Raw genomic sequence first — 20,818 nt, 5'->3', positions numbered from 1 at the left:
CCTCTTTATCCAAAGGGCTGACTATCTATTCCAATGTATTCTATTGACAGCCTGCATATTAGAAGTTTCGCCTTATCGCCAGCCTAGCGCCAGAAGCGCTCTGTCCATCTTCCATTTGGTATAAGCAAGAACCTCTCTCGACTTATGCTTGGCCATCGGCAGGACGGTAGATTCCGTCAAGGATATCGTAGGCTCCTGATACCCCAGCACACGAGCAATCTCCATCGCCCTTGACCCGTGGTAGTCATGGGTCATAATCAGAGCTGTTACCCAGCCCTGCTCCTGCATGATCTGTTGGCTGAACAGCAGATTTTCATATGTGCTTGTCGCTTCATTTTCAAGATAGATCCGCTCTTCAGGCACCCCAGCCTGCACGAGATAGTTGCGCATCCCTTCCGCCTCCGTATACTTCATACCCGGGGCATCCAGACCGCCGCTGACGATGAAGCTCTCAAACCGCCCCTGGCGGTATTCCTCCAGAGCATGTTCCAGTCTCTCGCGCAAACCCGGGCTCGGCTCCTCTCCCCACATGGAAGCGCCCAGTATGATGCCGACATCGGCCTGCTCCGCTGGCGCACTAACCGCGCTTTCGATTTTCCATACGATGTAACCTGTCCACATGGCGCCCAGCAGCAGTAGGCCAATGCCGACGAATACAAGCCTGCGCCCAAGCCGGCTTCGTCCCTGGCGCCTCTTCCGCTTCTGCCCTTTCTGGATCGCGGCGGTCATGCGCCTCAGATACACATCCTGTTCCATCATTTCTGCCTCCTAAATTCCCCGTTATGAAACAGCCGATTGCGATGTTTCAGAGACATCATGAAATACGGGAATTCATGCGCATCAATCGCCCGCAGCAGCTTGCGCGCCGTCGCCTTCGCCAATTGATAATCGTCGCGGGTGATATCATTTCGCTGCAGCGCTTCCTCCAATTCATCTTCATCCAGCAGGAACACCTCGCCGTTGCTGACGACAACGACATCAAGGTACAGATCATCAAACCAGGGAACCCCTTGATCGGTCACGCCTTGTTTCTTGCATATATCGATGTACCACTGGATAATATTCCGTTTGTCATCAAACATGGCGGTCACAATATAATGACTGTCCTTCGGATAGTACTGAAGCCAGGAGTAACCTTTATCCGCTATGCGGTATGTATGGCTGCCGTAAGTTTTCCATAAAGGTTCCTTCAGTCCATATATGGTATATAAAGTGAGATATCCTGTGAATTGCTCACATTCCACATAACGGGAAGTGAAGTGCCGACGGGTGATTCGGCGCCAATTTGCCCGATCTCCGAATTTACGTTTCATGGAACTTTTCCTCCCCATATCGTATTCTCAGCTTACCACATTTGGATTGTACACTCAAAATCCGTCATTTACTCAACCGCATCAGGCCAACCGCAAGCCCTTTCTATAAATTCCTTCCTTCGCAGGCTCGCTATGAACCGAAAAAAACGCGAGCCAGAGGGGGGACACCCCGCTGCTCGCGCTTCATTCATGGATTGTCGGTCGGTTCGGTTGGCTGTTCCGGTGTCACTACCGTTCCGGGTACCGTCTCCACTTCCGGCTCCGATACGCTGTCACCAGTGTCTTCACCGGTATTGGAGTCGCCCCCGTTCTCAGAGCCGTCTGGGGATCCTCCGGCCCCGTCTCCGGCACCTGGACCATTGCTGCCGGGACCGTTCCCCTGACCTGGACCACTGCCATTGCCGCCGTTTCCATTGCCACGGCCCGGCCCTTGGTTCTGGTCCGGGCTGCCTCCTTGACCTTGGTCGCCCTGATTACCGGGATTATCGATCATGCCCGGATCTTCAATCCCGTCCGTCCCGTTATCCGGGATGTCAGGATCGATGATATCCTCTGAATCCGGCTCCTCCGGGCCCTCTGGCGGCAGCTCGCCGGCAGCGACAATCTGCACGATGTTGGAACGCTCGGACTCGGTATCTGTAGCTGGATCATAGGCCGTCACATAATACTCGTATGTCAGGCCTTCCAATGCGCTCATATCATCCATAGAGGTTCCGCTCACATCCAGAATCCGCCTGTATTCAGCCTCTGACGTTTCCTTGCGATAGACGCGGTACATAATACCGTTTCCTTCAACCGGGTTCCAGCTCAGCTTGACGCTGAGGCTCTGCTCATCATACGAGCCCGTCAGACCGGTTACTGCGGCGAGCTCATGGTTTTGCTCCGGTGGAGGCGTTTCGGCTTCCATGCTCGGGAATGATTTCGCTTCATAACCCTGCACCGCCTTCTCCATAATCTTACCCCACATCGCCGCGGACATCGAACTGCTTCGCTTCAGCAGATGCTGGCGATCGGGCTGATCATAACCCATCCATATTGCTGCCGTCAGCTCCGGCGTATATCCGACGAACCACACGTCACGGTTCGAGCTGATGCCTTCATAACCACTCTGCGTGGTGCCTGTTTTACCGGCTACCGGCCTGCTGATTCGGGCATTGCGTCCAGTACCGTCCTGAACGACGCGCTGCATCATTTCCGTCATCTGAATCGCTGTTGATTCGCTCATGACGCGTTCGGCGTTGCGTCCCTTGTTCTCGTAAATGATTTTGCCTTTGCTGTCTTTAATCTGCTTAATGGCAAACGCTTCGTTCAGCTGGCCTCCATTGGCAAACGCACTGAACGCCTGGGCCATCTCAAACGTATTGGTGCCTGTACTCATCCCGCCAAGGGCAAGCGACAGGTTCATATCCTTTTCGGTCATTTGAATGCCGAGCTTCTGAGCAAAATTAACGCCGGTTTTCACACCGATATGATTCAGCAGCCACACCGCCGGAATGTTCTCCGAGTTCTGGATCGCATCCGACATACTGATCGTCTCGGAATAACCGTGTAGGTTTCTCGGACAATAGTTGCCGAAGCACTGCTGCTTGTTGCTCAGCCTGGAATCCTTGCTGAACTCTCCGCTCTCCAGCGCTGGCGCGTAAGAAACGATCGGCTTCAGGGAAGAGCCAGGCTGACGGCGGCTGTCCGTCGCCCGGTTGAATCCGCCCCGCATATAGTCTCTGCCGCCGGAAATCGCCACAATGCCGCCGGTTTCCTGGTTGATGATAACCATGGAGCCCTGCACGGGCTGATCATCCGGGCTTTCCTCAAAGTTCGCCGGATTGTTGAACTCATCTTCGACCGCACGCTGTGCGTTCATATCCATCGTTGTATAGATTTGATAGCCGCCAACGTTCAGATCATCCTCGGTTAAGTTCAGCTTCTCCTCCGCTTCTTCCATCACATAATCGATAAAGGCGGTGTAATGCTGCTTGCTTTCAGGCGGCTTGTACGTATAGTCCACCTTCTTCGCTTCCTCCGCCTCTTCTTGCGAGATGTAGCCCTGCTGCGCCATCAGCGTCAGCACAACCGCACGCCGCTCCTTGGAAAGGTCCGGGTTTTTGAGCGGATTGTAGCGGGAAGGCCCCTTCGGCATAGCCGCCAGTGTCGCCATTTCCCATAGCTCCAGATCATCCAGATTGGATTTGCCAAAATAGCGAATGGAGGCCGCTTTAATGCCATAATACGGACCCCCGAAGTTGATCCGATTCAAATACATCTCCAAAATTTCTTCTTTGGTATGATTCCGCTCAAGCGCCAAGGCGATCGACATCTCCGTCGCTTTCCGGAAGAATGTCTTGTCACGCGTGAGGAATATGTTTTTCGCCAGCTGCTGGGTGATCGTGCTGCCGCCCTCGACCATCGAGCGGGCCATAATATCCTTTACGGCCGCCCGTCCGATCGCCCAGATGTCCACCCCGTTATGCTCATTGAAGCGTTTGTCCTCTGTTGCGATAAACGCCGCCACCAGCAATTCGGGAATATCTTCATATTTAACCGGGTCGCTCTTCTGAATGGACAGTTCGCCCATAAGGACACCGTTGCGGTCATATACTTTGGAAGTTCCGTAAGCCGTCAATTTATCCTGATTTTGCTCCAGCAGCTTCTCGCCGCTGATCATGATGAACAAATAGCCGGCCAGCGCACAAAATATTGCAAATACAGCTGTGAAGAACAAAGCCCATGCAATGCGCTTCCCTCTGCCTTTTTTCTTTTTGGCTGTTTTTTTGCCAGCTGCGGGTGTTGGTTTATTTTTCTTTACCCTGGACATCTCGTTATCTTTTCCAGCCATTTGTCCCCCTCCTTGCTCCCTTGCGGGATATACTAGAACCTGTTCGCATCAGATGACGTCGGAACGAAAAGAACAACCTTTTCAGGTTGCTCTCTGCACTCCTTATACAACTAAACGAATTATAGACGAAAAAGTTTCAAATGCTTTTGTAACCGTATGTTTCGGACCCAGGGAATCAATCAGCAGATCGGGTTTATTCTTCGCTGCTGTTATCCTGCATCAGGGAAACATTGCGCTGCGGCATGAACGTGGAGATGGCATGCTTGTACACCATTTGCTGACGGCCATCGCTGTCGATCACGATCGTAAAGTTATCAAATGCCTTGATCGTTCCACGGATTTGAAAACCGTTTGTCAGGTATACCGTGGCCGGAATGTTCTCTTTGCGCAGTTGGTTCAAGAACGTATCTTGGATGTTAATGGACTTGTTCATTAGCCGTACCCCCAATGGATCAATTAGATTGTTTTGAAGTATATTCAAGATTTGAGCCGAACTTTCCTGCTATTATAGCACGGATTTTTTCATAATTAGCCGAAAAATTTGCCGGGTTCGATACATCCACCCATTCGATGTCCTTCATATGCCTGAACCATGACAGCTGGCGTTTTGCAAATCGGCGCGTATCCCGCTTGAGCAGCTCGACCGCATCTTCATAGCTGCATTGTCCTTGAAGATACGAAACGATCTCCTTATATCCGAGTCCCTGCATGGACACGAGGCTCGGTCCAAAGCCTCTGCCAAGCAGGAACGCCACCTCGTCAACGAGTCCCTCGCCCAGCATCTGATCGATACGTTCTTCAATACGTTTATATAGCATTTGCCTATCCATTGTCAAACCGATAAGGCATAGTTGATAGGGAGATTCCTTCTTTTGGGACGCCAATTGGGCTGACAGCGGGACACCTGTCAAATGATATACTTCCAGCGCCCGCACGACCCGCCGCAAGTCATTCGGATGAAGCTTTCCGGCCATCTCCGGATCAATTTGATGCAGCCGCTGATGCAGCGCTTCGGCCCCGTGCTCCTCCGCATAGCGGAGCTGCTCCTGCCGGAACGCCTCGTCGGCGCCCCCTTCCGAGAACCGGAAGCCGTAGCAGACGGATTCAATGTACAGCCCGGTGCCGCCCACAATGAACGGCAGGCGTCCCCGGTCTCCTACTTCCTGGATGATGCGGGTCGCCTGCTCCTGAAATTCGGCCGCCGAATAGGCATGTTCCGGATCATGAATATCAATCAGATGGTGGGGGATCCCCTCCATCTCATCCGGCTTGATTTTGGCGGTTCCGATATCCATCCCCCGATACACCTGCATCGAATCTCCGGATATGATCTCGCAGCCGAATGCCTTGGCGATTTCGATGCTCATTCTCGTCTTTCCGACCGCTGTCGGGCCGATCAGCACGAGCAATTTCGGTTTACTGTCAACTGTCAATGGAAATCACTCCGTACGTTATTTTCGATGTTCCCCGCTCCGGGACCGCAAAGCCCAGCCGCTCAAACTCCCCGCTGAATCTCGATTCCTTCATCACCACGGATTTTCTCGCTACCCGGACCGCTTCCCTGACACTGTCAGCATCCAGCGGCTCCCCATTGGCGTACAGCCGGAGCGGATGGATCGCAGCGGAATCCGTGAGCGGCTCGCGAAACATCGGGTCAAAATAGACGATATCCACGCTGCGGTCTGGCAAAGCGCGCAAATAGTCGAGATGATGCCCGTGCCTGACCTCAATACGCCGCATCGCGTCATCGCTGGCCTCCAGCTGGCTCTCATAGCAGCGCAGCCCCTCCTTGAGCAGCGCATACAGCGGCAGGGAGCTTTCCAGCGCGACGACCCGGCCACGAGGCCCGCTCTTGACCGAGAATACAAGCGAGTCTGAGCCGAGACCGGCCGTACAATCGATGACCGAGTCGCCTTCCTCCATCCCTGCTGCTTCCAGCATCGGGTCCGGGATGCCTTTCAGCACCCGCTTCAGTCGAATAAACCCCATGCTGGGATGAAACTCCATCACCGCACCGTCCGGCCCGCTGAGCCGGACATTGCCGCTCAGCACGACCAGAACGGTATCGTCCCCGGCTTTGGCAGCCAGCTTACGAACCGACATGCCGCAGCGCCGGACGTACCGGCAACCGGTTTCCCTGGCGAGCTGCCGTGCGCGCTCCACAATGTCAGGCGCCTCGGCTTCTCCAGTAGTTATAATCATGATACTCCTCCTTGCCGTCTACATAACACGCTTGAACATTTTCTCCAGATCGTAGGCGGAAAAGGAGACGATAATCGGTCGCCCGTGCGGGCAGGTATACGGCTGACGGCAGGCAGCGAGCCGCTCGATCAGCTTCATTGCTTCCTGCTCGGTCAGCTTCTGATTGGCCTTGATCGACGCCTTGCAGGAGCAGAGAATGGACGATTTCTCCCGCAGCTTCGCAACATCAATATTGCGCTCGCTCAACACCCATTCCGCCATTTCCTCAATCAGCTCCTTCTCATCGCCTTGAGGGAACCAGAACGGATGGGATCTGACCAGAAACGTCTGCCCGCCAAAAAACTCCAGATAAACGCCCGCCTGTTCAAACCAGTGCAGCCGCTCCTTCAGCTTCTCCGCTTCAGCTGGCGTAAACTCCAGCGTTATCGGCAGCAGCAGCTCCTGCGAAGCATCCGCCGGATTGCCAAACTTCTCGTAATAAAACTCGTAGTTGATCCGTTCATGTGCGGCATGCTGATCGATCAGATACAGGCCGCTGTCATTTTGGGCCACGATATAGGTCCCGTGGTGCTGCCCGATATAGGATAGCTCGGGAAACGCCGGTATTTCCGGCGTCGGTCCGGCTGCGCTCTGCAGCCATTCCCGGGTCACAGCAGCCACATTAGGGCTGCCAGCGGATGCAGGAGCCTTCCGGTAATCCGACTGATAACTGGAGGCTGCTGCCGTCTCTCTCATTTGCGCAGACGAGGCGGATGACCCTTGCCCTGCACGATAGGCCTGCCCATCCTGTGGCGGCCTTGTCGCGGCGCCTTGGGCGCTGCCGGCGGCGAATCCGCCTCCCCACGGCTCCGAAGGGAGCGATGCAGCGTCCCGGTCTACCCGCGCAGACGCGTTCCCGGATGACGGCGGCGAGGCTGGTGCATCCATCTCCCTTGTGTCCCGCTCAGGGGAAGCAGAAGGCGATGTCTGTCCTGGCGCAAACCGCAGCTGTTCCTGAATATACCCGCCGTCTCCTTTGCCAATCTGCTGTTTGGCCGGTCGCGGAATCAGCACCTCCTGCTGGTGCGCTCCCCGGATCTCTTCCTCGACAAACGAGTACAGCTCCGGCTCCTTGCTGAACCGGACCTCCAGCTTCGATGGATGGACGTTGACATCCACCAGCGACGGATGCATCGTCAGCTGCAGGACGGCAAGCGGAAAGCGGTTGATCGGCAGCAAGGTGTGATACCCTCTCAGAATGGCCTGGAACAGGCCATAATTCCGGATGTACCTGCCGTTGACGATGAGCGACATCCCGTTGCGGTTGGCACGCGTAAAGTCCGGACGGCTGACGTAGCCGCTCAACGTGTAGTCCATATTCTCCGCTTGCACCGCAACCATCGCCTTGGCCGCCTGGGTACCGTACACCGCCGCGATGACCTGCAGCACATCGCCATTGCCCAGCGTCTGCAGCAATGTATTGCCATTATGGCGAAGCGTGAAGGCGATATCGGGCCTGGACAGTGCCAGCCGGTACATGTAATCCGAGATGTGACCCAGTTCGGTCTGGATGGTCTTCATATATTTAAGCCTTGCCGGGGTATTGTAAAACAATTCCCTAACCAGAAAATCCGTTCCTCTTGTTGCAGCCGTCTCCTCATTCACCCGCAGATGGCCGCCCTCGATCTCAATCTTTCGTCCTTGCCCATCGCCCGTGCTGGAAGTAATAAGGCGCACCTTCGATACGGCGGCGATGGACGGCAGCGCTTCGCCGCGAAATCCGAGGCTCGTGATCCGGAACAGATCGCGCCCTTCAACAATTTTGCTGGTGGCATGCCGGTAAAATGCCGTCTCGCAATCCTCCGGATCGATTCCCGAGCCGTTATCGGTGACACGTATGCTGGCAAGACCGCCTTCTTCCACCGCTACATCGATTCTCGTGCTGCCGGCGTCAATCGCATTTTCGACCAGCTCCTTCACGACCGATGCCGGCCGCTCCACCACTTCACCCGCAGCAATCTGGTTGGCGATATGCTCGTCCAGCACATGTATTTTTCCCATGGTTCCACCTCCGTTACGGTAACGATCATCTATGATTCTTATGAATAAACGGCAAATCCGTTTACAAGTCTCTGGCTTTCTGCTTCAGCTCATTCAGCAATTGCATCGCCTGAAGCGGAGTCATATTCATGACATCCGCTCCTTTTACCGCATCGATAATGCCCTTCACCTGAGGGTCGAATGCTGCGGCCTCGGCTGCGGCCGCTGTCTGTCGCCGGGCATCCGCATACTCTGCAGCCGCCGTATCCGCCTCGTCAAAAATCGACAGCTGGATCACCTCGCCCGGCGCTGGCCCGCGCTCTGCGGCAGCTTCAGCCGTCCCGCTAGCGATGGCGACCGCTTCATCAGCCTGCGCCTCTGGCTCGCTGCGCCGCAGCTCCTTCAGCGGGGCAGCCCCGCCAGTTTCATGCGGGCGCGGGCTGCCATCGCCAGGCAGCCCACCAGCAGCTGCGGCTGCTCCCTGACCGGCGCCAACAGCCAGCAGCGATACCTGCTCCAGTCCCTGCAGCAGCCCGTAGGCGCGCTCGATAATGCTGTGCGGAAGACCGGCCAGACGCGCACAGTAAATGCCGTAGCTGCTGTCTGCCGCGCCCGGAATAAGCTTGCGCAGAAAATGCACCTTATCCCCGCTCTCCTGCACCGCCATCGAGAAATTCCGCAGGCCAGACAAGCTCTCCTGCAGATGAGCCAGCTCGTGGAAATGCGTGGACACCAGCGCTTTGCAGCCAATATGGTCATGAACGTATTCGATGACCGCCTGGGCAATCGCCATCCCTTCGCTGGTCGACGTTCCCCGGCCCAGCTCGTCAATAATGATCAGACTGCGCGGCGTTGCCTTGTCTGTCATCACCTGAATGTCGGCCATCTCCACCATGAAGGTGCTCTGGCCGCCAATCAGGTCATCGGCTGCTCCGATCCGGGTAAAGATGCGGTCGACCATCGGGATGACCGCCCGCTCCGCCGGAACGAAGCAGCCGATCTGCGCCAGGATCGACAGCAGCGCCACCTGGCGCATATACGTGCTCTTCCCGGCCATATTCGGGCCGGTGATGAGCAGGATGGACGAGCCGTCCTTCCGCAGCTCCGTGCCGTTGGCGACGAAGGACGTGTCCTTCATGACCGCCTCCACCACCGGATGGCGGCCGCCCTCGACGATCAGATCGTACCCTTCGCTCAGCTCCGGCTTGACGAAGCGGTGCTCGGCGCTGACCGCAGCCAGCGATTGATACACATCAATTTCCGCGATTTTCTCAGCCAGCTTCTGCAGCCGGGATACTTGGGTGTTCAGCTTGTCCCGCAGTTCAGTGAACAGCGCATACTCGAGGTCCACCATCTTCTCCTGCGCCTCCAGAATCAGGCTCTCCTTCTCCTTCAGCTCCGGTGTGACGAAACGTTCCGCATTAGCCAGCGTTTGCTTGCGCTCATAGCGTCCCTCCGGCAGCGAGGACAGATTGGACTTGGTCACTTCAATGAAGTAGCCAAACACTTTGTTATAGCCGATCTTGAGCGATTTGATGCCCGTCTCCGCCCGCTCTCTGGCTTCCAGCTCCGCGATCCAGCGCTTGCCGTTCGTGCTGGCCTCGCGCAGCTCGTCAAGCCGTTCGTGGAAGCCCGGCTTGATAATGCCGCCATCGCGTACCGAGACCGGCGGATCATCGACAATGGCTTCCTCGATCAGCTCGCGCAGGTCCTCGCAGGCGTCCATCTCCGCCGCCAGGCGGCGGAGCGTCGCCGACCCGGCAGTGCCGCACATCTCCTTGATGCCCGGCACCTGTCCCAAGGACAGCTTCAACGCATTCATATCCCGGCCGTTGGCGCTGCCAAAGGCGATCCGCCCCACGAGGCGCTCCAGATCATATATCTCCTTGAGCGCCCCGCGCAGATCCTCGCGGAGTATGTACTGATGATACAAATATTCAACCGCCTCCAGCCGCTCCTCGATCCGGCTCTTGGACAGCAGCGGCTTGTCGATCCGGCGGCGCAGCAATCTCGCGCCCATCGAGGTTTCCGTCCGATCCAGCAGCCACAGCAGCGATCCTTTCTTGGAGCGCTCGCGAACCGTCTCCACCAGCTCCAGATTGCGTCTTGTGAACGGATCAAGCACCATGTATTGCCCCGGTTCATACGACGAAATCTCGGTCAACTGACCGAGCGAACGCTTCTGTGTCTCACTTAAATAAGAGATCAGCAGCGAGACGCAAATTCGGCGCTCCTCCTCCAGACGGGCCCAGGCAGCCTCGCCGAACTGGGATTTCACCAGCTCGTCCTCCCGGCGTTCCCAAGGCGTATACACCACAGCCCGGCCTCCCGGCGGCATCTGCCCGGAGATGACGTCCAGCAGGTCGGCATCGCCGATCATTTCAGACGGCTCATACAGATTGATCTCATCGCGCAGCCATTCCTCCGATGCCGGCACCGAGGTCACGTACAGCTCCCCGGTTGACAGGTCGCACGCGGCAAGCGAGTACAAGCCGCCAGTGCCGGTCACGCACACCATATAGTTGTTGGACCTGTCGCCAACCACCTTGCTGTCCATGATCGTGCCGGGTGTCACCACCCGGACGATTTCCCGTCGGACCATACCCTTGACAGCGGAGGCATCCTCCATCTGTTCGCAGATCGCCACCTTGTAGCCTTTTTCAATGAGACGTTGAATATAGCCCTCGGCGGAATGGTAAGGGACACCGCACATCGGGATGCGCTCATCCCCGCCCCCTTCCCGGCCGGTTAATGTAATTTCCAGCTCTTTCGAAGCCAGAATCGCATCATCAAAAAACATTTCATAAAAATCGCCCAAACGGAAAAAAAGAAACGCATCCTGCGCTTGTTCCTTTATCTTTAAATATTGTTCAATCATCGGCGTATATTTAGCCATGACGTACCTCCATACCTCTCAAGCTTGACCTCTATTATAACAGAAATTGTCGGCATGGACTTACGGCTTGACCGGAATGTTCCATAGCGGGCGAATATCCCGGCTCTCATTCCAAGTCCGGCTCTCCCGGATGAATGCCATCAGCCGCTCGATCTCCGATGCGTATTTCGGATATTCCGGCAAGGAAGACATATCCCGATGCCACCCCGGCATACACTCCTTTAATAAATCGACGTCACCTTCGTAAAAAGCCCGGTGGTACCGTTCCGTATTCAGCGGTCTGGCCTGCAGTCGGTCGCTGTAGCGGGCAACCAGATAGGCAATGGAGAGCGCAACCTTCGTCACAAACGGCGACACCAGAAAGCTTGGCAGCGTACGATATTCAAACCCGCCGTGGGGCTGCCTGCGAAAATCGCCGAGAAAGCCGTAACGAGGTCTTCGGCCCCTCGCCCGCGGGTCCTCCACAATCAGGAGCGGCAGCGCCAAATAATTGTCCAGCGCCTGCAGAAGATGCAGCGTTAACGGTACCCCGCTGAAATGGATATGGCCGCCAAGCGGATAATCCGGTACAGGCAGTCCTCCTGCTTTCCAGGCGAGCGAGCGGTCCGTCACAATTCGGGAGGCTTCCCGCAGCGCCTTGCGCATCTCCAGCAGCAGCGCCTCCGGGTCCGGCTGCGGATCTGGCCGCAGCTCTGCCAGCGGGTAGATCAGCTGATCCTGGTCGCGCACCGAATCGCATCCGACCGTTCCGACCCTGTCCATGAACTCGGACGCGAGCACAATCTGTCCATCCCGCACCAGCACAAACTCCGGATCCATCCCCATCAGCAATACGGCATCCTGCTGGCCCTCCATGTTTACAACTGCAGGAGACGAACCCTCGGTACGCACAGGCCCAGCGCTCATCACCGCTTTTCTGCTGCTCTCCTTCTGCCATACCTCATCCACCACGTAACCGCGTCCCGGCAGGACTGTCAGCTGCACCTCGCCTTCCTCTGCGCCGAGCGTGTAGAGCGTCCGCACCGCCGCTTTGCCTAACCGTCGATGCAGCCCGTCTGCGAACAGACCCGTATGCGGGTCCGGCTCATGCTGGAACGAGCTGCCTCCTTGCAGATGAAGCTGGATGAAGGCCGGCATCAGCTGCCTGACCCTTACCGTGTAGCTGGCGGTATAGCGATCCTGTGGCCGCTGCCGGGAAACGATTCGGGACGGAATGCCCGACCGTTCAAGCCGGGACTGGGAAGCCGATGCCGCCGCCTCGGCCACGCGGACATATTCATGACGGGATACGGGGTTGTCGAGCTGTCTAATCAATGTCAATCCACCTCCAAGAAAAAAATAAAAAAGAGGGCATCCGCCCTCCGCAAAGCTGCCCTCACCGCATATGCTGTAATACAACCGGTTCGGAGGAGAGCTTACAGTTCATCCTCCAGATTTTCAAACTCAAGGTCTTCATAATCCTCCACTTCTTCACCGAGCACGTAATCGAAATCTTTGTCTTCGTAGTCGCCGTGCTGATGCTCGCACACCTTCACCAGAACCTTCGTCTCCGCCACCAGTTCCACCGCATACTCCCGTTCTACCCGCAGAATGACACTGGTGCCATTCGAGGACACGGTAGCCTCCACGCAGCTCGGCTCCTGTGTCGCTTCTGCCGACACTTCAACCGTTGACGCACGATGCTTCGGATCCAGATAGGAAAGAGGCACGCGTTCTACATACGATACCGTTTCTTTTGCCACATCCGTCTGTGAATTTTTGTTATGCGAGTACCAGATGTTGAGATCGTAAGTACCTATAACTTCAATTCCGTCTCCGGCGGCAACCGCCTCGTATTGATGGTTTATAATCCAAGCCCCCAAAATACTGGTCGGATTATTAGGCGGAGTCACGGTATGTGTTACGGTAGAGAATTTACGACCTTTGCCACAGATCGCTTTTGTGATGATTTCTCTACATTGGTGTTTATGACTCAATGACATCTTCGAACCTCCTCCATACAATCATTCCATACATGTGTATGCAAGACATGGGCGAATGTTGAATGAAGTGGTCCAAATAAATTCATATGATGCCAAAAATATTAGAAAAAAGTTCGACCCTGCCGCATTTAATCTGCGTTTTCCGCTTTCTCCCGAGCTTTTTTCGACGTGGGCGCCTTGTATTTCTTCGAAATGTTCAGATAATACTCCAGCTCGCGGCACAGCTGCATAATCGCTGCCCGCAGTTCAAACTCCTCACGCGTCGTCGGCAGCTCCATCTCCCTGAATTTGGCCTGCAGCTCACTCAGCAGCACCTCGGTTTGGCCGGTGTACCCTTCGGATATGACATCCTTGCTCAGCTGCTCGAACAGCGCGGAGGCCAGCACCCCGTGCGGGAGCTTCTCGTAAATTTGCGAAATCTGATGCATCATGCTCTGGACGATCTCCATCTGCTCCTTGCGCATATAGAAATATATGTTCCAGCTGGCGCTCGGATGAATGATTTGATTCTCCATCGTCCGATTCGCCTCCTGGATGCCCCGCTCGATTTGGCGGCTTGCTTCAATTAGCTCGCGTCCGTCCCATACATGGGTCGGATCTTTTAATGTAAGTGAGAAATGCTTGAAGATGACCGAGAAGAGCCCGTCCACCTTGTGGCGAATTTCCGTCATGGAGCCTTGGCTGTTCGGCATGTAGATCAAATTGACCACCATCGCAGAACCGAGGCCGATGATCAGCAAGGCAATCTGGATCAGCAGGATGTCCAATCCGATCTCCTCACCGGAAAACACCCGGAACACAACGACCGAGCTGGTGATGATGCCTTCTTTGAAGTTCGCTTTGGCAATCGCCGGAAACGCCAGAAGAATATAGAGGGCCAGAACCCAATAATGAAATCCGAATGAATAGAATAAAATACTGGCCAGCAACAGTCCCAGAACAGATGCAAAAAAACGGGCGCTTACCGAGCGCACGCTCCGCTTCCGGGTGACGTCCACCCCCAGAATCGCTAATAGACCGGCGGACGTCGCGCCGGGGATGTTCAATGCGTCTGTAATTAGAATAGCCAGCAAAGATGCAACCGCTGATTTAATGACTCGAAATCCCATGTATGCCTCCGCTAGGATGATATGGTTCTCCTTCTCATCCTAGCGGATTTTCCTTCCATTCACAACTGCATCCATCACATTGGGCCGCCCTAGCGGTGGGCCAGCAGTTTTCTTTCAATATAAACTACGATTTGATACATCGCCGTCGCCACCACCGCAATAATGAGCAGACTGGAGAGCACCAGCGTGAAGTTGAACACCTGGAAGCCGTACATAATCAGGTACCCAAGTCCGGATTTCGCCACCAAAAACTCGCCGACAATGACGCCGACCCAGGCCATGCCGACATTCACCTTCAGCGTTGAGACGATCGCCGGGTAAGAAGCAGGCAGGATCACCCGCTGAAAGACCTGCGGCTTCGTTCCGCCAAAGGTGCGAACCACCTTGATCAGATTGGCATCGACTTCATTAAAGCTGTTGTAGACGACCAGCGTCGTTACGATGATGGTGATGGACAGCGTGGTGACCACAATGGCGTTGAAGCCGGCCCCGAACATGACGATGAAGATCGGACCGAGCGCCACCTTGGGCATGCTGTTGAACACAACCATGTACGGATCCAGCACCTTCGACAGGAATGGAGACCACCAGATGCATACCGCCAGCAAGGTGCCCAGCAGCGTTCCGAGCAAAAAGCCGACGACCGTCTCCCCGACGGTGATGGCCAAATGCCCCCACAGCTCACCGCTGATCATGTAATCCCATATATTCGCAAAAATACGGGTCGGATAACTGAATAGCAGCACATCAATCCATTTCCATCTGCCGGCCATTTCCCACCATACAAAAAACAGCAGCAGCAAACTGAGCTGTACTGTCAATACCCGGGCCTGCAAGCCACGCTTTTGCCTCATGTGCATCCGGTGGATGTGATCCAGCCACTCACTTGAAGATGAGCCTTGGGAAGAGGAACTTTGATCGGAAGGATTGCGATTGTTGTTCGCCATGTCAGTCCACTCCTTCACGGGTCGTCATTTGCATCTCTTGCCATATTTCCTGGAATAACTCATTGAAGCCCGGCTGGTTGCGTGCATGAAAAGGCTGTGCCTGACGAATATGGTCCGGTATGACAAACATGCGATGGATCCTGCCCGGATTCCGGTTCAGCAGCACCACCTTATCACTCATGGCAACCGCTTCGGACAAATCATGGGTGACCAGAATCGCCGTTTTCCCCCGCTCCTTGAGCGTTTGTACTATCAGGTCCTCCAGCTGCAGCTTGGTCTGGTAGTCCAATGCGGAGAATGGCTCATCCAGCAGCAGCAGCGCCGGGTCCGTAGCCAGTGTCCGCACGAGGGCAACCCGCTGCCTCATCCCGCCGGACAGCTGGGCGGGATACAGTGTTCCGCTGTTCCCCAGCCCCATCTCCTGCAATAGATTCTCAATCCGGCCCCTGCTGTCCGGCGTCAGCCTCCCGGTCAGCTCCAGGCCGATCATGGCATTCTCCATAATGGTCCGCCAAGGAAACAAATAGTCCTGCTGCAGCATATACCCCACCTCAGAGGTCGGCCCGTTCACCGGCTTTCCGTGAACGAGCACTTCACCCCGGGAGGGCTTTAACAGCCCGGCAATGACGGACAGAATAGTTGTTTTCCCGCATCCGCTCGGCCCGACCAGGCTGATGAACTCCCCTTTTCGAACCTGCATATCAATTCCTTCCACAGCCAGAGAGGCTTCCCGGTCGGTGACGTACACATGGGCGATGTTTTTCATTTCCACGACAGGTACCATGGCGCACTCTCCTTTCTGATATGGCTTAGAAGTACCTCTTACTTGCTTTCCATCGCTTTTTCGGCAAAGGAGTTATCCACGATGGCCTCCGGCGCGACCCGCTCCCTGAGCTCGCCTGCCTGGTCCATTACATCCAGCAGATTGTTCCATTCCTCTTCATCCAGAATCGGATCGGTTGCGTACGTTCCTTGTTCCTTGTAGCGCTTGACGGAGGATACGACAATGTCCCGGTCTGTATCTCTGAAATACGGCAGGATCGCGTCGGCGATCTCCTCCGGCGAATGGGAATCGACCCACTGCTGCGCTTTATAGAGCGCCGTCGTAAACCGCTGGACCGTATCTTCTTTTTGGCTGATATAGCTCTGTTTGGCCATGAATGCCGTGTACGGCAGCTTGCCGCTTTCAACCCCGAAGGAAGCAACGACCTTGCCGCGCCCTTCTTTCTCGAAGATGGAAGCTTGCGGTTCAAAGAGCTGTACGAATTCCCCCGTTCCGGAAGCGTAGGCCGAAGCGATGTTGGCAAAATCGATATTTTGAATCAGCTCCAGATCCGCATGGGGATCCACCCCTTTTTTGCGTAGCGCAAATTCTCCGGCCATCTGCGGCATGCCGCCTTTACGCTGGCCGAGGAAGACACTTCCCTTCAGCATCTCCCAGTCAAATTCAGTGTCGGTGTTTCGCGCCATCAGAAACGTTCCATCCGTCTGTGTCAGCTGGCCGAAATTAATCACCGGGTCGTCTGAGCCCTGCTGGTATACATATATGGAGGTTTCCGACCCGACCAGCGCTACATCGATCGCATCGGACAGCAGGGCCGTCATTGTCTTGTCTCCGCCCGGTGTCGTCTGCAGCTCTACATCAAGTCCTTCCGCCTCGAAAAAACCTTTTTCCAGCGCAACATATTGCGGAGCATAGAAGATCGACCGCGTAACTTCACCGATCCTCACTTTGGTCTTGTCACCGCTCCCGCCGCAGCCGGACAGTACTGTACCGCACAATAACAGCAAGGCCAGCGTCAGCCCAAGCCATGCGTGACCCTTCTTATGAAGCTTCATCGTACGTCCCCCTCCATTCCTTGACCCTGCATTTCTATCAGCATATGCACAGTCTCGGTCAAAGGTTAAACAGCCTGGATACCGCAAGGGCCCGATAGGCAAGGAGGGTGCGGATGAGACAAAAAAAACGCCGAAGACCGCAGCCATACATAGGCCGCAATCTTCAGCATTTTCGCAAATATTCCCTATTCCTCAATCCCGTCAAGCCGGAATAAAGATACGAACTACAGCTTGTAAATCTCCGTATATTTGGCTTCCAGATAGTCTGCCAGATAATCCGGGTTCAATTCCTCGCCGGTGACACGTTTAATAATCTCAGCCGGCTTCTCGCTTTTGCCGTACTTGTAGATTTTGTCGGTCAGCCATTCCTTGATCGGTGCCAGCTTGCCCTCTTCAATGAGATTATCCAGGTTCGGAATCTCTTGGCGCATCGTGTTCAGAATCTGGGCCGCATACATATTGCCCAGGGAGTACGAGGCAAAATAGCCGAAGTCTCCCCCGGACCAATGAACATCCTGAAGGACGCCGACGCCGTCATTCGGAGGTGTAAGCCCGAGGTAGTCCTGATACTTGGCGTTCCAGGTGGCCGGCAGCTCCTTGACGCTCAGCCCTTCGTTGAAAATCATCTTCTCGATTTCATAGCGGATAATGATGTGCAGATTATAAGTCAGCTCATCCGCTTCGATCCGGATCAAAGAATTCTCTACCCGATTGGCTGCCAGGAACAGCTGCTCAGCTGTAACGTCCTTCAGCTGTTCCGGGAAATGCTGCTGCAAATCGGTAAAATACCGGTTCCAGAACGGACGGCTGCGGCCGATCATATTTTCCCACAGGCGGGATTGGGACTCATGGATCCCCATGGACGTTCCGCCCGCAAGCGGCGTGCCTGCCAGCTCGATGTCCACATTTTGCTCATACAGGGCGTGCCCGCCTTCATGCAACGAGCTGTAGATGGCGCTAAGCACGTCGTCCTGATGGAACTTGGTTGTAATCCGCACATCGCGCGGATTCAGGCCTGTTGCGAACGGATGGACGCTCTCATCCAGACGCCCCGCTTCAAAGTCGTAGCCCATCTGCTCCAGCAGGAACAGGCTGAGCTTCTTCTGCTGCTCTTTCGGGAACAGCTGCTTCAGGAAGCCGGTCTCCGGCTCGAATGTGGATTTCTGGATGGCCTGTACCAGCGGAACGAGACGGGCTTTCAGCCGGTCAAAGATCGCGTCCAGCTTCTCCACCGTCATCTCCGGCTCATACATATCCAGCAAAGTATCGTACCGGGTATCCTTTACCCCCCAGTAATCAATAAATTCTTGCTTGAGGGCAACGATTCTGGACAGATACGGCTCGAATCCGGCAAAGTCGCTATTCTCCTTCGCTTCCTCCCATTTCACTTCCGACTGCGAAGACAGGATCGTGTACTCCTGGAATTTCTCCGGCGGGATGGATTGGCTCTGCTCATAGTTTTTGCGAACCTCGGCGACCATACGGCGGCTGCGTTCATCCAGCTGCTGTTCATTTTGTGGCTCGGCAAAAATCGCCAGCAGCTGTCCCATCTCCTCAGACACCTGCAGCTTAAAGCCTTCCGTTGACAAAATGCCGATCGTTTCCGAACGGATATCCGTCCCTTTGCGCGGTGCGCCTGTTCGCAGATCCCAATACAGCAAACCAAGGGCTTCGTTATAGCTTATAATTTTGCGAACGAGCTGCTGAAACTGCTCCCAATGTTTATGTAACTGTGCATCCATCCATATCACCTGCTTATACAATTTATAGGATTCGCCCCTACTCTATTGATGATACTTTTTACTAGGTATATAATCAACTTTCAGAAAGCATAAATTCATACTTACATACAAAGGAGTGTCATGGGCCCATGAAATTACAGTTAACCCCTTTAGCGGAACGAAGGTTGAAAGAGAAGATCGGGACCGCTGCCGGCGGCGTCAGGCTGGTCTATGACACCGATGGCTGCGGTTGTGCCGTCAATGGTGTTCCCGCACTGCAGATCATTCACAAGGCTTCCGAAGACGATATCGCTATGGAAACCGACAGCCCGATCCCGTTTTATATGAACAGCAGGCAGGCCGTCTTTTTCGAAGAACAAATGAGGCTTGAAGGCAACGAAAACACCTATTCTTTCCAGCTGGACAGCAGTTCGCAGAACTATGGCACCAACATTCGGATCGTTGATAACCGCGATTAATTCAAGTGACATTTCGAGGAGGAAACCTAAATGACAACGAAACATCTTCATAGCATTCTGGAACATAACCGCAGTTTTGTAGAGAACAAGGAATATGAATCTTACGTAACCGGCCGATTCCCGGACAAGAAAATGGTCGTTATCACATGCATGGATACCCGTCTTGTTGAGCTGCTGCCCAAAGCGATGAATTTCAAGAACGGTGATGTAAAAGTCATTAAAAATGCCGGGGCGATCATTTCCCAACCGTTCGGCAGTGTTATGCGCAGTGTGATGGTGGCCTTGTATGAGCTTCAGGCCGAGGAAGTGGTTGTCGTTGGCCATCATGAATGCGGCATGGCCTCCCTCAATGCTGAAGTGATGATTCAGCATATGCGGGATCGCGGCATTTCCGATGAGGTGCTTGCAACGCTTGAAAACTCGGGCATCCGGCTTAACAAATGGCTGCGCGGCTTCGATAACGTGGAGGACGGCGTGCGCAGTACGGTCAGCCTGATCAAGAATCACCCCCTCCTTCCACCGGATGTACCGGTTCATGGCATGGTCATTCATCCGACGACCGGGGCGCTTGATCTTGTTGTGGATGGGTACGAGAGCTAACTCGCGCCCTCCGGCCTCTGGTTCTATGCAGCGTTCTACGGATTGTGCATAACAGCCAAGGAGCGTGTTCTGTCAAGACTAACGATCTTGCAGAGCACCTCCTTTTTTTGTTTCATTAAAGCTGCTTTAGCCGGCGTAAAGCCCGTCACGCCTTTGCCCATTTTTGGTCACAAATTTTCCATATTATTTCACTCAAGGTCTACTTTCAGTTGTCAAACCATACAGTTTCAGTGTACACTTTGATCAAACGGACCAACAGGCGAATGACGCATCCTCGCCCGGGTCCACGATATGCGTTTCAAAGGGAGTTATGTCCATGAATACGTTGTCATACGGATTGCTAGGATTAGTGGCCAGAAAAGAATCATCCGGATATGATCTGATGCTAAGGATACAGCCGTTCTGGCAAGCCAAGCACAGTCAAATCTATCCTCTTCTCGCCAGCATGGAAGACAAGCAGCTGCTTTCTTCCTATTGGGTACAGCAGAATGACAAGCCTGACAAAAAAATATATGCCATCACGGAAAAAGGCCTGCAGAAGCTGCGTGAATGGATGTACCAGCCGATTGCCCCAGCGGTCACGAAGGATGAGCTCTCGCTTCGCACATTCTGTCTGTGGCTCGCCGAGATCGGTGTCGCCATCGATATATACGAAGATCGCAGAAGCATCTATACGGAGAAGAAGCGATTCTTCGAGAATATATTAGAGGGTATTCCGGAGGACAGCCGTGAATTCGGAAGCAAGACTTTCAGCAACTATATTCTGGCTACCAAAGGGCTCATGTTGGCTGAAACCGAGCTGAAATGGTGCGATTGGGTCCTCAGTTTGCTGAAACAGCATCAGTCATCCAGTTCAGGACAATCATGATCCTATTTAT

The 20,818-nt window shown here is 54.6% G+C and carries 18 protein-coding genes; 3 read left to right on the top strand and 15 right to left on the bottom strand.

Annotation, left to right across the window (positions count from 1 at the left end):
* Positions 1-72: 72 nt before the first annotated feature.
* The 15 genes from CHH67_RS03735 to CHH67_RS03665 form a co-directional block, all read right to left on the bottom strand.
* Positions 73-756: a YdcF family protein gene (locus CHH67_RS03735; protein ID WP_095263645.1), complete on the bottom strand. Its 684-nt coding sequence runs from the start codon at positions 754-756 to the stop codon at positions 73-75.
* Complete coding sequence (locus CHH67_RS03730) at positions 756-1,313, bottom strand: ribonuclease FAU-1 family protein (RefSeq protein ID WP_095263644.1); 558 nt, start codon at positions 1,311-1,313, stop codon at positions 756-758. The genes CHH67_RS03735 and CHH67_RS03730 overlap by 1 nt, the downstream gene beginning before the upstream one ends.
* Positions 1,314-1,500: 187 nt before the next feature.
* The gene (locus CHH67_RS03725) at positions 1,501-4,146 is read right to left on the bottom strand and encodes a transglycosylase domain-containing protein (protein ID WP_095263643.1); all 2,646 of its coding nucleotides are present in this window, start codon (positions 4,144-4,146) and stop codon (positions 1,501-1,503) included.
* 193 nt (positions 4,147-4,339) lie between these two features.
* Positions 4,340-4,579 (bottom strand): RNA chaperone Hfq, encoded by a 240-nt coding sequence (gene hfq / locus CHH67_RS03720; RefSeq protein WP_095263642.1) that lies wholly within the window; start codon positions 4,577-4,579, stop codon positions 4,340-4,342.
* 19 nt (positions 4,580-4,598) lie between these two features.
* On the bottom strand, positions 4,599-5,579 hold the full coding sequence (gene miaA / locus CHH67_RS03715) for a tRNA (adenosine(37)-N6)-dimethylallyltransferase MiaA (RefSeq protein WP_095263641.1): 981 nt from the start codon (positions 5,577-5,579) through the stop codon (positions 4,599-4,601).
* Positions 5,569-6,348 (bottom strand): class I SAM-dependent methyltransferase, encoded by a 780-nt coding sequence (locus CHH67_RS03710; RefSeq protein WP_095263640.1) that lies wholly within the window; start codon positions 6,346-6,348, stop codon positions 5,569-5,571. The genes miaA and CHH67_RS03710 overlap by 11 nt, the downstream gene beginning before the upstream one ends.
* Positions 6,349-6,366: 18 nt before the next feature.
* Positions 6,367-8,388, bottom strand: a complete 2,022-nt coding sequence (gene mutL, locus CHH67_RS03705; protein ID WP_095263639.1) for a DNA mismatch repair endonuclease MutL — start codon at positions 8,386-8,388, stop codon at positions 6,367-6,369.
* Between the two features lie 61 nt (positions 8,389-8,449).
* On the bottom strand, positions 8,450-11,263 hold the full coding sequence (gene mutS / locus CHH67_RS03700) for a DNA mismatch repair protein MutS (protein WP_095263638.1): 2,814 nt from the start codon (positions 11,261-11,263) through the stop codon (positions 8,450-8,452).
* A gap of 60 nt (positions 11,264-11,323) precedes the next feature.
* Complete coding sequence (locus CHH67_RS03695; protein WP_095263637.1) at positions 11,324-12,577, bottom strand: putative amidoligase domain-containing protein; 1,254 nt, start codon at positions 12,575-12,577, stop codon at positions 11,324-11,326.
* 101 nt (positions 12,578-12,678) lie between these two features.
* Entirely contained in the window at positions 12,679-13,245 is a 567-nt protein-coding gene (locus CHH67_RS03690) for an outer spore coat protein CotE (RefSeq protein ID WP_095263636.1), read from the bottom strand.
* Between the two features lie 128 nt (positions 13,246-13,373).
* Complete coding sequence (locus CHH67_RS03685) at positions 13,374-14,354, bottom strand: aromatic acid exporter family protein (protein WP_095263635.1); 981 nt, start codon at positions 14,352-14,354, stop codon at positions 13,374-13,376.
* Between the two features lie 89 nt (positions 14,355-14,443).
* Positions 14,444-15,208 (bottom strand): ABC transporter permease, encoded by a 765-nt coding sequence (locus CHH67_RS03680; RefSeq protein WP_425320428.1) that lies wholly within the window; start codon positions 15,206-15,208, stop codon positions 14,444-14,446.
* 94 nt (positions 15,209-15,302) lie between these two features.
* Complete coding sequence (locus CHH67_RS03675; RefSeq protein WP_095263633.1) at positions 15,303-16,085, bottom strand: ABC transporter ATP-binding protein; 783 nt, start codon at positions 16,083-16,085, stop codon at positions 15,303-15,305.
* Positions 16,086-16,123: 38 nt separating this feature from the next.
* Positions 16,124-17,140: an ABC transporter substrate-binding protein gene (locus CHH67_RS03670; RefSeq protein ID WP_095263632.1), complete on the bottom strand. Its 1,017-nt coding sequence runs from the start codon at positions 17,138-17,140 to the stop codon at positions 16,124-16,126.
* A gap of 224 nt (positions 17,141-17,364) precedes the next feature.
* Entirely contained in the window at positions 17,365-18,882 is a 1,518-nt protein-coding gene (locus CHH67_RS03665) for a carboxypeptidase M32 (RefSeq protein ID WP_095263661.1), read from the bottom strand.
* 128 nt (positions 18,883-19,010) lie between these two features.
* Between CHH67_RS03665 and CHH67_RS03660 the strand changes: the two genes are divergently transcribed.
* The 3 genes from CHH67_RS03660 to CHH67_RS03650 all read left to right on the top strand — a co-directional run bounded on the left by CHH67_RS03660 (position 19,011) and on the right by CHH67_RS03650 (position 20,808).
* Complete coding sequence (locus CHH67_RS03660) at positions 19,011-19,340, top strand: iron-sulfur cluster biosynthesis family protein (protein ID WP_095263631.1); 330 nt, start codon at positions 19,011-19,013, stop codon at positions 19,338-19,340.
* 30 nt (positions 19,341-19,370) lie between these two features.
* Complete coding sequence (locus tag CHH67_RS03655) at positions 19,371-19,940, top strand: beta-class carbonic anhydrase (RefSeq protein WP_095263630.1); 570 nt, start codon at positions 19,371-19,373, stop codon at positions 19,938-19,940.
* A 316-nt stretch (positions 19,941-20,256) separates the two neighbouring features.
* Positions 20,257-20,808, top strand: a complete 552-nt coding sequence (locus CHH67_RS03650) for a PadR family transcriptional regulator (RefSeq protein WP_095263629.1) — start codon at positions 20,257-20,259, stop codon at positions 20,806-20,808.
* The last annotated feature ends 10 nt before the right edge of the window (positions 20,809-20,818 follow it).

Origin of the sequence: Paenibacillus campinasensis (assembly GCF_002272015.1) — a bacterium.
GTDB classification, from domain to species: Bacteria; Bacillota; Bacilli; order Paenibacillales; family Paenibacillaceae; genus Paenibacillus_AQ; species Paenibacillus_AQ campinasensis.
Note: the sequence above shows the minus strand (reverse complement) of the source record. Positions and strands in the feature narration are given on the sequence as shown.